This is a genomic window from Paraburkholderia heleia NBRC 101817 (genome assembly GCF_000739775.1).
GTDB lineage: Bacteria > Pseudomonadota > Gammaproteobacteria > Burkholderiales > Burkholderiaceae > Paraburkholderia > Paraburkholderia heleia.
In genome coordinates, this window is the sequence record NZ_BBJH01000059.1 from 40,836 (window position 1) to 51,947 (window position 11,112).

Here is an 11,112-nt window from a genome sequence, read left to right on the forward strand (position 1 = left end):
ATTCGCCATCGTTCGTTTGTTACCGATCGGTCACAAGTGTGTTGCGATAGTAGTTACCGCTCGGTAACATTGTCAAGCAATCACCCTGATCGCGAGATGCCCTCATGAAATCCGAAGGCCACGACGAAACCGCTGGCGCCGCTGCCCGCCCGCCCCGCCCCCGCGCGCAGACGGCTGGGGCGCGTGCGCACGAACACCTGCTGCGCGCCGCCGATGAGCTGTTCTATCGCGAAGGCGTGCGCGCGGTCGGCATCGAGGCCGTGGTCGAGCGCGCTGGCGTCAACAAGATGAGCCTGTACCGGCAGTTTTCGTCGAAGGACGATCTCGTCGTCGCCTACCTGCAGCGCTGCGACGTGCGCTTTTTCGAGCGCTTCGACGAAAGTCTCGCGAAGCACCCTGGTGAGCCGGCAAAGCAGTTGGTGCAATATTTCGATGACCTCGCGCGCCGCGCCTCGGTGCCGGACTATCGCGGCTGTCCGTTCGTCAACGTCGCGACCGAATTTCCCGACGCCACCCACCCCGCACGGCGCAGCGTCGACAACAACAAGACGCGCCTCATGGCGCGGTTCACCGCGCTCGCGCAGGATGCGGGAGCCAACGATCCGGTCGCGCTCGCCGAGGAACTCGCGCTGCTCGTCGAAGGCATCTATGCCGCAAGCCAGACTTACGGCCCCGGCTGCGGCCCGATTCTCGCGGCGCCTCGTATGGCAAAGCTATTGATCGAGACGGCATGTCCCCGGCGCTAGCCGCCCGTAAAATGTCACGATGAACGAAACCGCTGCTCTGTCCCCCGACCACGCCGCCATTTTCGAAGCGACCCGCCACTGGCTCACGCGCGCCGTGATCGGCCTGAACCTCTGCCCGTTCGCGAAAAGCGTGCACGTGAAGAACCAGATTCGCTATGTGATCAGCGAGGCGACCGGTCTGGAAGGTGTCCTCGGCGATCTCGAACGCGAGTTGCAAACGCTGGCAGAGGCGGATGCCGCGGAAATCGACACGACACTCCTGATCCTGCCCCGCGCGCTGGCCGACTTCGCCGATTTCAATGACGCGGCCTGGTTCGCCGAGCGCCTCGTGCAGCAATTGCGCCTCGAAGGCACACTCCAGGTCGCGAGCTTCCACCCCCAATTCCAGTTCGAGGGCACCGAGCCCGACGACATCGAGAACTACACGAACCGCGCGCCGTATCCGATCCTGCATCTGCTGCGGGAGGCGAGCATCGAGCGCGCGGTCGAGGCATTCCCCGACGCCGCCGACATCTACGAACGCAACCAGGAAACGCTGCGCAAGCTCGGCTTCGAAGGCTGGCAAGACTGGATGAGCAAGCGCGACTGACGCCGCGCCACCCACGAGCTCAGCCTTCGGTTGCCACTTCGGAAGCCGTCTCGCCTTCGTCAGCGAAAAAGCGCTCGCGCAGATCCGCCAGCCCGAAAGTCTCGAGAATCTCGCCCAGCCGCGCCGCCGCACGGCGTCGCGGCAAATCCTTGTACTGGGCGATGATGAGTTCGTTCTTCATCGAGTGCTCCCAGCCCACCAGTTCCGTCACGCTCACCTGATAGCCATGCGCTTCGAGTTGCAGACAGCGCAGCACGTTGGTGATCTGGCTGCCGAATTCGCGCGTATGCAGCGGATGACGCCAGATCTCCGTGAGCGCCTGGCCGAGCGACTTGCCCTTGTTGCGTCGCAGCACCCCCGCCACCTCGGCCTGGCAGCACGGCACGACCACGATGTAGCGCGCGTGCTTCTTGAGCGCGAAGCGCAGGGCGTCGTCGGTGGCGGTGTCGCAGGCATGCAGCGCAGTCACGATATCGACGGTCGGCGGCAGTTGCGGCGAGGTGATCGAATCGGCTACCGACAGGTTCAGGAACGACATCCCGCCAAAGCCCAGCCGTTTGGCCAGCGCCTGCGAGTGCTGCACGAGCTCGTCGCGCGTCTCGATGCCATAAATATGTGACCTGTCGCGCTGATCCCTGAAGAACAGGTCGTAGAGAATAAAGCCCAGATAGGACTTGCCCGCACCGTGATCGACGAGGGTCACGTCGCGGCCATCCTGCTTGAGGTCCTTGAGCAGCGGCTCGATGAACTGGAACAGGTGATAGACCTGCTTCAGCTTGCGGCGGCTGTCCTGGTTCATCTTGCCGTCGCGCGTCAGGATGTGAAGTTCCTTGAGGAGTTCGACAGACTGGTTCGGACGGACTTCGTAAGTCTTGCTGGACATCGGCGTGGTCAGATGAAAGGCGTGGTATGTCGTGAAACGTGCGACAGGCGACAGAAGGGCCGCCGTACTTCTGTCATTTTACGAAAAAAGCTGGTCAAGGCTGCCGAACCCATAAGAGCAGCGAGTGTCGTAATAGCGTCCAGGCACGCTGACCCACGTGCGGACAGGAGGGAGGGGTTGAATAGAAGAGACACGAGGATTTTTGTCCCCGATGCCCAAAAAGGACCAAAACGCAGCGCGACCGGCCGGCAACGAATCGACAGGCGCGCATTGGGAGGTCGCACCGGGAGTGCCGGTTGCGATGAATCAGGCTGGCGCGGTCCTCGCTGCGCAAAGAGCGCACGCCGCTGTACGGCCTTGCATGGGGCATGCAATGAATACGATACCTGACGGAAACGCAGAGCAAAAATTCCAGGAACTGCTTACGAAACTCGTCGCGGTTCCCGACTGGACGGAAAAGCAGCAGCTGGAGCTGGAAATGGCGCGCGACATCTCGGTGGAGATGTTGCGGGTCGCCGAAAGCATGCGCGACGGCCCTTCGGATCTCGAGACCTGCCTGATTCTGCTGAAGTACGCAAAGGTGCTCGATTTCGTGATGTCGGCGCTGGCGTCGCGCCGCGATATCAAGCCACAAACGCTGCGCGTGATTTTCAAGCTGGCAGGCCTGAAGGTCGACGAAGCCTATCCCGGGTGAAGCCGATGTCAATCTGACGCGCACCCGGCGTGGCAGCCAGGCCGCCGATGCTGATACTCGACACCCACACGGGCCGCATGGATTGTTCACGGCCCGGCTTTTTCTTTATTGACAACGCTTTTTCCCGCCGCCGGCTCACTCTGCGCGCACCTTGAGGCGCCATAGCGACGTCAGCTCGGCCGCTCGCGCACGATAGAGCGGATCGTCAGGATCCGAAGCTTTCGGGTGGCGCGGGCGAATGTCCTCGCGCCCGGCTACTTCAAGTCCCGCCTGCACGATCATCTCGATGAGCGATTCGCGCGTGCGCAGCCCGAGATGCTCCGCGAAGTCCGACAGAATCAACCAGCCCTCGCCGCCCGGCTCGAGATGATCCTTGAGACCGCCGAGAAAGCCGCGCAGCATGCGGCTCTCGGGATCGAACACGGCGTACTCGATGGGCGACGCGGGGCGCGCCGGCACCCACGGCGGATTGCAGACAACGAGCGGCGCGCGCCCCGGCGGGAACAGATCCGCCTCGACGACCTCGACCCGCGCGGAGTAACCGAGACGAGCCAGGTTCTCGTTCGCGCAAGCCAGCGCGCGGGCGTCCTGATCGGTTGCGACCACGCGCTTCATGCCGCGCGAGGCGAGGACGGCGGCGAGCACGCCGGTGCCCGTGCCGATGTCGAAGGCCTTTTCGAGCGACGGCAGCGCCGTGCGCGCAACGAGATCGACGTATTCGCCGCGCACCGGCGAGAACACGCCGTAGTACGGATGAATGCGCGCCCCGTTCAGCGCGGCGATCTCGACGCCCTTCTTGCGCCATTCGTGCGCGCCGACCAGACCGAGGATTTCACGCAGCGACACGGCAGACGCTTCGCCATCGGCCGCGCCCCACGCCTCTTCGCACGCGAGCCGGATGTCGGGCGCGCGGCGCAGGTTGATGCCGTAATCGCCTTCGAGCGGAATCAGCACCATGCCGAGCGTACGGGCGCGCTGCGCCTGCGCCTGGCGATGCAGATGAAACGCTTCGAGCGGCGAAGCGGGCGCCTTGGGCGGCGCAGCCTTGCGCGGCTTGCGCTCGGCACGGCGCCCCATGGCCTGCAGCAGTTGACGCGCGTTCTGATAGTCGCCGCGCCACAGCAGCGCGGTGCCTTCGCTGGCAAGGCGGTAGGCGGCGTCGGCAGTCGTGCGGTCGTCGGCGATGACCACGCGTTTGGGCGCCGGCACGCCGGCCTCGGAGCGCCAGCGCACCGTGCGCGGGCCTTCGGTGTCGGGCCAGGTGAGAGTGGGATGTTCGGTCATAGATCGGATATTCGGTGCGGCGGGCCAGTTTGTCGATTCGTACCCGGCCCGCGGGTGAGCGCCGCGGGGCGCCATCATATAGCAGAGCGAGGCGCCGCGTTCCGCCGCATCGCCATCGCAACGATGATCGCTCAGACGGGCGAATGCGTCGACTCGGCCAGACGGCATAGGACGAAACGCGCGCGCCCCGCAGTAAAATGTGCGCCAACCGCGTCCCGCCAGGGCACGCCCATCCGCCGAGACCATGCCAGAAACCACCCAGCAGACACGCCGCGCGCGCAAACCGCGCACGCGCCGCGCCGGCGCCGTTGGTGGACTCGACGAAGGCTTTTACGCCGAACTGCTGCATATCGTCGGGTTGCGGGAGAGCGTTTCCGGCGTAAGGCGCACCGTCGCACGACTCGCGCCGCAAGAGCGCTTGCCCGGCGCTTTGATCGAACTCGCGCTGTCGCGCCTCGCCGCCGGCAATGGCAATGGCAATGGCGAGAGTCAGAGCGAGCGGCCGGTGGCCGACTCCTTCGAACTCGCGCTTCGGCTTTGCATCGCATGGATCAGCCGCCTCGTTTTTCTCAAGGTGCTCGAAACGCGTTTGCTGACGCTTCATGACGGCGATTCGACCTACGCGTTCCTGAACGCACAGCGCATCGGCTCGTTCAGCGACCTCGACGCATTGTGCGACGCTGTCTTCGGCGCCGGTGACGACACGCCACCGGCTCGCTTCGCTCACCTTCCCCGCTTCGACGGTACGCTTTTCGAGCCGCAAGACCTGGATCGAAGCCAGCTCGACATGCGCACGCTCGACGAGCGCGCCACGCTTGCGCTTTTCCCGGCGACCGTACTGCCTCATGCGAGCGGCGAGCGGCACGTGCTTGCGTATCTGCTCGATTTTCTCGCCGCCTTCGACTTCTGCGCCGGTCCGGTCACGCGAGAGCCAACTGCGGCGAACAGGCGCTGCCTCGACGCCTCGGCGCTCGGGCTTGTCTTCGAAAAGCTCAACGGCTACCGCGACGGCGCCTGGTACACGCCGGGTAGCGTCGCGATGCAGCTCGCGCGTCCCGCCATCAGACAAGCGGCGCTGAACCGCTTGCATCGCGCGAAGGGTTGGTGCTGCGCAAACATCGATCAGCTATCCGAAGTGATCGGCGAATCGACTGAAAACCGCGACGAAGCTCGCGCGATTCTGGACTCGCTGCGCATCTGCGATCCCGCCGTGGGCTCGGGGCATCTGCTCGTTTCGGCACTCAACGAGTTGCTGGCGCTGAAAGTGCGCCTCGGCTTGCTGGACACGCACGAGCGCGAAGCGCTTGGCGCTTGCCGCATCGACGTGACTGCGGACCGGCTTTGCGTCACGCACGCGAACGGCGAGCCGCTCACCCGCGAGCGCGATGGCGCGACCATCCGCAAGATCGAAGCGGCGCTCTTTCGCATCAAGCGGGACATCGTCGAGCACTCGCTTTTCGGTGTGGATATTAATGCGGATTCGGTCGGCATGGCGCGCCTGCGGCTGTGGATCGAACTGCTCGAACACGCGGATTTCACCGCTGCGCTGCCGAACCTCGAGACCAACCTCAAAGCAGGCAATGCGACGCTCAGCCGTTTCGATTTCGATACGCCATTGCGCGACCAGGTTGAGCTAGTGGCGAACTACCGCGCGAGCGCGGCGAGACTGCGAACGGCAGCTACGCCCGCAGCAAGGCGCGCCGAAACCGTCCGGTTCGCACAACTGCGCGACGCATTGCACAATACCCTCCCGGCCAACCACGCCGAAACGCCGCCCGAGGAAACCACGGCGTTCGAATGGCGTATCGAATTTGCAGATCTGCTCACTGACGAAGGCGATTTCGAGCACTTCGACGCCGTCATTGCAAACCCGCCCTATATCGACTCCGAGCGCATGATCAACCAGGGCCAGCGCGCGCTGCGCGAGTGGCTGGCGCGACGCTGGCCGAGCGCAAGGGGCAACTGGGACCTGTACATCGTGTTCATGGAGCTGGGCCTGGCGCTGCTGAAGCCGGGCGGCGCGATGGCGTATCTCACGCCGGACAAGTGGCTATCGAAGCCCTTCGGCAATGCGTTGCGCGCACGGCATATCGGCAAGATCGAACGCATCGTCAGGCTCGGGCGCGACGTGTTCGAGCAGGCGCGTGTGGATTCGATCGTCACGCTCTTTCGCGAGTCCGGCACGCCCGCCATCGCGACCGCGCGCATCGACGGCGAGACGTTCACCGAGCTTGCGCAAACCGACAAAGGCACGCTCGAGTCGCCATGGCCGCTCGACGCATTGTTCTCGCCGCACGTCGCGTTCATGCAGCGGCTCGCCCGCGCGCACGCCACACTCGGTTCGCTGTTGCCCTGCGAGAACGCATGCGCGACGTCGGACGCCTACCGGCTCGCGCCGCTCGTCGAAGCGGCCGACGGCCGCTTCCGGCCGGACCACCACTACCGCGTGGTGAACACTGGCACGCTCGGACGCTACGTCTCGCGCTGGGGCAGCAAGCCGATGACCTATCTCGGGCGACGCTACGAGGCGCCCGTGGTCGAACGCGAGCGCTTCGCGTCGGCTTTCGCGAACGGCTACCGCGCGAAAGCCAGGGCGAAAAAGGTGATCGTGAAAGGCCTCACACGACTCGACGCGACACTCGATCTCGCAGGCGACACGATCCCTGGCAAGACCACGTTGATCCTGCGCTCGGACGACGAGAACCTGCTGAAGTTCGCGGCGGCGTTGCTCAATTGCCCGCTCTCGGTGTTCCTGATCCGCGCGAAGTACGGCGCGTCGAGCTACAACGGCGGCGTGGCGTTCACGACAGCGATGATCGACGCGTTGCCCGTGCCGGGCGGCGCCGTGGTGCGCAGCGAAGTCGCCGCATGCGTGACCCGGTTGCTGCACGCCGGACAGTCCGGATGCGACGTGCCGGCAGTGGACGACATCGCGCGCGAGATCAATCGACGCCTCTACGCGGCATTTGGCTTGTCCCCCCAGGAGATCGACCTCGTGGAAGGCCGCGCCGGCTAGACGGCACGCGGGGCAAGCTGACCGCGCAGCGCGGCGACGGCGTCCCGGCAAGTCGGCTAGTCTTGCTCATCCTCGCGCAGGGCGGACATCATGGAACGGCTTCGCTTCTTCAGTGCTTCCGACGAGAGCAGCGTGCTGACGCTATCGATCGCCACGACGTTGCTGATCGCCCTCATCGGCATTCTGTTCGGCCTGGTCTCCGGCTCGTTTTCCATCGTGTTCGACGGCGTTTATTCGCTCGTCGACGCGAGCATGAGTGCACTCGCCCTCGCCGTCGTGCGCCTGATCACCTCCTACGCGGTCAATGTGGACCTGCCGCGCAAATGGCGCGAGCGCTTCACCATGGGCTTCTGGCATCTCGAACCCATGGTGCTCGGCCTGAACAGCACGCTGCTCGTGGGCGTGGCCGTCTACGCGCTCATCAACGGCGTCACCAACCTGCTCTCCGGCGGCCACGAACTGCACTTCGGTCCTGCCCTCGTCTACGCCGTGCTCACCGTCAGCGCCTGCGTGGCGATGGCGGTGTTCGAATCGCGCGCGAACCGCCGGATCCACTCGGATTTCGTGCGCCTCGATATCAAGTCGTGGATCATGTCCGCGGGGATCACCGCGGCGCTGCTGATCGCCTTCAGCATCGGTTACGCGATTCAGGGAACGGCTTGGGAGCACTTCACGCCCTACGTCGACCCGGCGGCGCTCGTCGCAGTCTGCGTCGTGATCATTCCGATTCCGCTCGCGGAAATTCGCCAGGCCCTGCTGGACGTGTTGCTCGTGACACCCGCGGATCTCAAGCAGCATGTCGATGCCGTCGCGAAACGCTTCGTCGAGCGCTATGCCTTCGAGTACTACCGCGCTTATGTCGCGAAAGTGGGCCGCTCCCGCGAAATCGAGCTGTATTTCGTCGTGCCGCCCGATATGCCGGCGAAGCGCATCGCCGAATGGGATGCGATCCGCGACGAAATTGGCCGGGCCATAGGCGGGGACGAATCGCATCGCTGGCTCACGATCATGTTCACGAGCGATCCGGAATGGGCGGAGTGAGGGTTTTGGCGATACCCGTTATAGTTGAAACGCTGCAACCGACCTTGAGGGTCTTGCAACACGAACATGCCGCCCGACGCGACTATCGAGACAAGGCCCATCCCGCCTCCAGCGCTCATGTTGAAGGTTCAGGCGCTTTCCTTTCGCAGATGAATCATTCCTGCGGCCCCCAACCTCCAGGTGCGATATTGCGTAGGCCGGCAATGATGAAGCACACAACCATCGCCAGCAGGACGAGCGTGCCGCCCCAAAGACTCCCGAATGTGTCGAGCTTCGCAGTGCGTTCTGGGTTTTCCCGGCTGTATCGAACGGTCACCTGGTCCCCAACGTTCCCGGAAATGTCGCCGTTCGCCTGGAACCGGACCTTGTTGCCGTCGACATCCGTGAAGACGACAACGGGGTGATGCGGGCCGATTGGTGTCGCGACCACCTCGCCAGGCGCAGTCTGAGTCGCGCCGATGAAGTCGAGTGTGCTGTAGACGGAATACGCGGTTGCCACCGAAAACGCAGCGCCCAATGCCAGTGCCAGATAGTTGAACTTGGGCATGCTATCGGTCGAGGTTTTCTTTGATGTTGAACTGAGCCGTCACGAGCCCTTGGTCGATCCCAAGCTATTTTGGACTGTGTATTCATGTTTAACCTTGACGAAGGAGAGCGCCACATGCTCCCAATATTTCGTCCCCGCAGCGGTTGTCTCAACGCTGGTGATCACAACGTCATTCATCGTGATCTTGAGAAAATCGAGCGGCAGGCTGCCCGCCTTACGCATTGTGAGAACGCATTTGGGGATGTGTCGACCGGTCAGGCAGTAGCGCATCAGGTTGGGACTGGCGCGATCAATCTGGCGGACGAATTCAAGATCGTTGATTGTGGCCTTGCTCGCTCCGCCGCCGGAACCCGACATCATTGACGATTGCTGAGACATTTTCCAATGCCAGCTCGCGACATCAACCCACCGTTGTGAATCTCGTCCTGTGCCTCGCCAACAATGCCGTCAATCCTGATGAACATGTCCGACATACTCACCTCATCCGATCGTGTGGTAGATCGCTGAGTCTTCAGCAAACAAGCACGGGTGTCTATTGATCGCGCTCAAACATGATGATTTTTAATCACTAACCTGGTTATTCGTTTTCGATGGCGTGTCTATCTAAAGCACGACTTTCTGCTTTGCCTGTAATGCGAGCAGTGCCGTTTGCTCGCCAGATCGTCGCGCACTTCGAGGTCGAGTTCGCACATATCGCCGTCGCCATCGTCGCCTGTGTTGCGCAGTTCGGTAAGCGACGACCGTTTGCCGATACGGTCACGGCACGACGCGAAGGGTCCAGCCGATCGATTTTGCGTCTAGACAATAAATGCCAAATTTTCGGACTGGAAGCAATTGCCTTTCTTTGGCCGCGCCGGTAGACATACCTCAAGTCTGACGATAGCAGCCCTGCGCACCACTGTGGGTTGTCTCCCAACAATCAATAAAGAAGGAAGATCCACGATGCAGAAGGGCCTTTCTGCGTATCTTTTCATCGCCGTCAGTTCGCCGATAGCATCCCGGCGTACCGCTGCACTCGCGGCTGGTGCAGTGATCGCGCTGTCCGCTTGCGGCCATACCTTGCCCGATGATCCCTTCGCCAGCGAAGACCAAGCGATGGCTATGGTGCCGATCAACCATACCGACCGCTACGCGGTAAGCATCTTCGTGGACAAATACTGGGCCGGGGATGTTGACGATCATTCAGGCGGGGGCAGAATCAACTGCTGCTATCCCGGCCTCAAGGACTGGCGTCAACCAGTTACGGTTCGATGGACGTGGGGCAGGGAAGAAGACCCGAAGACGAGGGCTGTAACCATGCCGGACGCACCGCACACGGTCGTTACGCATTTCCCCTCCGGTGGCCCACACGATGACCCGGACCCAAGAAAGGCTGATGCCTACGTCTGCGTAATTCTGCGCGACCTCAATACGGCGGAACTAACGTTTTCTCCTTCGGCATCTGGTTGCGCCGACAAATAACCAAAAAGGAATCATTGCATGATGACTGTACGCCAGGCGGGCGCGCCCGTTACGGACAAGAATCTTCGCAGTGCTGCGATGTTCGGTGGGATGAAAAAAATGCAGGAATTGTCTTCCCCTGCCAACAAGGCCGGCCCTATCTCGTTGAGAGACGCCAAATGCCGCTTGTATCCCAAACTCTCGTTTTTCTTCGATGGCACGGGCAACAATCTTGACATTGACGAGCCGCTACAGCGCCTGTCAAATGTCGCCAAGCTCTCCCGTGCAGCGGTTGACGATCCGAAGGGGCGCGGAGCTTCTGTGATCTACATTCCAGGTGTGGGCACTCCGTTCAAGGTGCCCAAGCTCGTGGGTTATACCGACAAGCTCTCCGACGACAAGGGCGGAGCGCTTGGGCTTGGACTGGGGAGCGGCGGTGAGATGCGTCTCCAGTACGCGTTGGCCGAATTCTCGCGAACTCTTGAACTCGACTGGGGTTCAGCTTCCTGGCGGTGCATGCAGTTCATCGATGTCTCGATCTTCGGCTTTTCGCGTGGCGCAACTGAGGCACGGGCGTTTGTGCGGAGGTTGATCGAAAAAAAGTGCCAACGCACGGACAGCGGCCTGATCTGGCAGGCCTCGAATGGGGAGCGCACGCCGGTACGAATCAGATTCATGGGACTGTTCGACACAGTGGCGTCGGTTGGCGGTCCAACGCTGCATCTCGACTGGGGCAGAGAACTGGCGATACCGACCGAAGTCGAACGCTGTGTGCATTTCGTTTCGGCGCACGAGGTGCGCGAAGCGTTTCCGCTGGATTCGGTCCGCGTAGGCCGCGACTATCCTGCCAACTGCGAGGAGGTCGTTTACCC

Annotated in this window: 11 protein-coding genes; 7 read left to right on the forward strand and 4 right to left on the reverse strand. The window is 62.7% G+C overall.

All coding sequences use genetic code 11. The features are described 5' to 3' along the window. The first annotated feature begins 104 nt into the window (after nucleotides 1–104). Both BHE01S_RS33590 and BHE01S_RS33595 read left to right on the forward strand, forming a co-directional pair. On the forward strand, nucleotides 105–746 hold the full coding sequence (locus tag BHE01S_RS33590; RefSeq protein WP_042272179.1) for a TetR/AcrR family transcriptional regulator: 642 nt from the start codon (nucleotides 105–107) through the stop codon (nucleotides 744–746). A gap of 19 nt (nucleotides 747–765) precedes the next feature. Next, nucleotides 766–1,335, forward strand: coding sequence for a DUF1415 domain-containing protein (locus tag BHE01S_RS33595; RefSeq protein WP_042272182.1), 570 nt, complete (start codon nucleotides 766–768; stop codon nucleotides 1,333–1,335). A gap of 19 nt (nucleotides 1,336–1,354) precedes the next feature. On the opposite strand, the gene BHE01S_RS33600 is transcribed toward BHE01S_RS33595, so the two are convergent. After that, on the reverse strand, nucleotides 1,355–2,218 hold the full coding sequence (locus BHE01S_RS33600) for a class I SAM-dependent methyltransferase (protein ID WP_042272185.1): 864 nt from the start codon (nucleotides 2,216–2,218) through the stop codon (nucleotides 1,355–1,357). Between the two features lie 373 nt (nucleotides 2,219–2,591). Here BHE01S_RS33600 and BHE01S_RS33605 point away from each other — a divergent pair, with 373 nt between their 5' ends. Continuing rightward, a complete protein-coding gene (locus tag BHE01S_RS33605) occupies nucleotides 2,592–2,912 on the forward strand; it encodes a type II toxin-antitoxin system HicA family toxin (RefSeq protein WP_042272190.1) in 321 nt (106 codons plus the stop codon). Between the two features lie 135 nt (nucleotides 2,913–3,047). Here the strand turns inward: BHE01S_RS33605 and BHE01S_RS33610 are convergent, their stop codons facing one another. After that, the gene (locus tag BHE01S_RS33610) at nucleotides 3,048–4,196 is read right to left on the reverse strand and encodes a methyltransferase (protein ID WP_042272193.1); all 1,149 of its coding nucleotides are present in this window, start codon (nucleotides 4,194–4,196) and stop codon (nucleotides 3,048–3,050) included. 244 nt (nucleotides 4,197–4,440) lie between these two features. Between BHE01S_RS33610 and BHE01S_RS33615 the strand changes: the two genes are divergently transcribed. Both BHE01S_RS33615 and BHE01S_RS33620 read left to right on the forward strand, forming a co-directional pair. After that, nucleotides 4,441–7,212 carry a type IIG restriction enzyme/methyltransferase gene (locus BHE01S_RS33615; RefSeq protein WP_042272196.1) on the forward strand — a complete coding sequence of 924 codons (2,772 nt, stop codon included), beginning with the start codon at nucleotides 4,441–4,443 and terminating at the stop codon, nucleotides 7,210–7,212. Nucleotides 7,213–7,302: 90 nt separating this feature from the next. After that, nucleotides 7,303–8,253 carry a cation diffusion facilitator family transporter gene (locus BHE01S_RS33620; protein ID WP_042272199.1) on the forward strand — a complete coding sequence of 317 codons (951 nt, stop codon included), beginning with the start codon at nucleotides 7,303–7,305 and terminating at the stop codon, nucleotides 8,251–8,253. Nucleotides 8,254–8,407: 154 nt separating this feature from the next. Here BHE01S_RS33620 and BHE01S_RS33625 read toward each other — a convergent pair whose 3' ends face one another. After that, complete coding sequence (locus BHE01S_RS33625) at nucleotides 8,408–8,800, reverse strand: DUF3592 domain-containing protein (protein WP_052406225.1); 393 nt, start codon at nucleotides 8,798–8,800, stop codon at nucleotides 8,408–8,410. Nucleotides 8,801–8,839: 39 nt separating this feature from the next. Further along, entirely contained in the window at nucleotides 8,840–9,178 is a 339-nt protein-coding gene (locus BHE01S_RS33630; RefSeq protein WP_322787355.1) for an Hcp family type VI secretion system effector, read from the reverse strand. 564 nt (nucleotides 9,179–9,742) lie between these two features. Here BHE01S_RS33630 and BHE01S_RS33635 point away from each other — a divergent pair. Further along, complete coding sequence (locus tag BHE01S_RS33635; RefSeq protein ID WP_084069541.1) at nucleotides 9,743–10,261, forward strand: DUF3304 domain-containing protein; 519 nt, start codon at nucleotides 9,743–9,745, stop codon at nucleotides 10,259–10,261. A 21-nt stretch (nucleotides 10,262–10,282) separates the two neighbouring features. Then, nucleotides 10,283–11,112: T6SS phospholipase effector Tle1-like catalytic domain-containing protein (locus BHE01S_RS33640; RefSeq protein ID WP_042272224.1), on the forward strand; the 830-nt coding region annotated here is incomplete at its 3' end.

What these genes read in the sequence shown, in the direction of transcription:
- BHE01S_RS33595 (WP_042272182.1), top strand. Translation starts at nt 766, where the DNA reads ATGAACGAAACCGCTGCTCTGTCCCCCGACCACGCCGCCATTTTCGAA.
- BHE01S_RS33615 (WP_042272196.1), top strand. Translation starts at nt 4,441, where the DNA reads ATGCCAGAAACCACCCAGCAGACACGCCGCGCGCGCAAACCGCGCACG.
- BHE01S_RS33635 (WP_084069541.1), top strand. Translation starts at nt 9,743, where the DNA reads ATGCAGAAGGGCCTTTCTGCGTATCTTTTCATCGCCGTCAGTTCGCCG.
- BHE01S_RS33620 (WP_042272199.1), top strand. Translation starts at nt 7,303, where the DNA reads ATGGAACGGCTTCGCTTCTTCAGTGCTTCCGACGAGAGCAGCGTGCTG.
- BHE01S_RS33590 (WP_042272179.1), top strand. Translation starts at nt 105, where the DNA reads ATGAAATCCGAAGGCCACGACGAAACCGCTGGCGCCGCTGCCCGCCCG.
- BHE01S_RS33605 (WP_042272190.1), top strand. Translation starts at nt 2,592, where the DNA reads ATGAATACGATACCTGACGGAAACGCAGAGCAAAAATTCCAGGAACTG.
- BHE01S_RS33625 (WP_052406225.1), bottom strand. Translation starts at nt 8,800, where the DNA reads ATGCCCAAGTTCAACTATCTGGCACTGGCATTGGGCGCTGCGTTTTCG.
- BHE01S_RS33610 (WP_042272193.1), bottom strand. Translation starts at nt 4,196, where the DNA reads ATGACCGAACATCCCACTCTCACCTGGCCCGACACCGAAGGCCCGCGC.
- BHE01S_RS33600 (WP_042272185.1), bottom strand. Translation starts at nt 2,218, where the DNA reads ATGTCCAGCAAGACTTACGAAGTCCGTCCGAACCAGTCTGTCGAACTC.
- BHE01S_RS33630 (WP_322787355.1), bottom strand. Translation starts at nt 9,178, where the DNA reads ATGTCTCAGCAATCGTCAATGATGTCGGGTTCCGGCGGCGGAGCGAGC.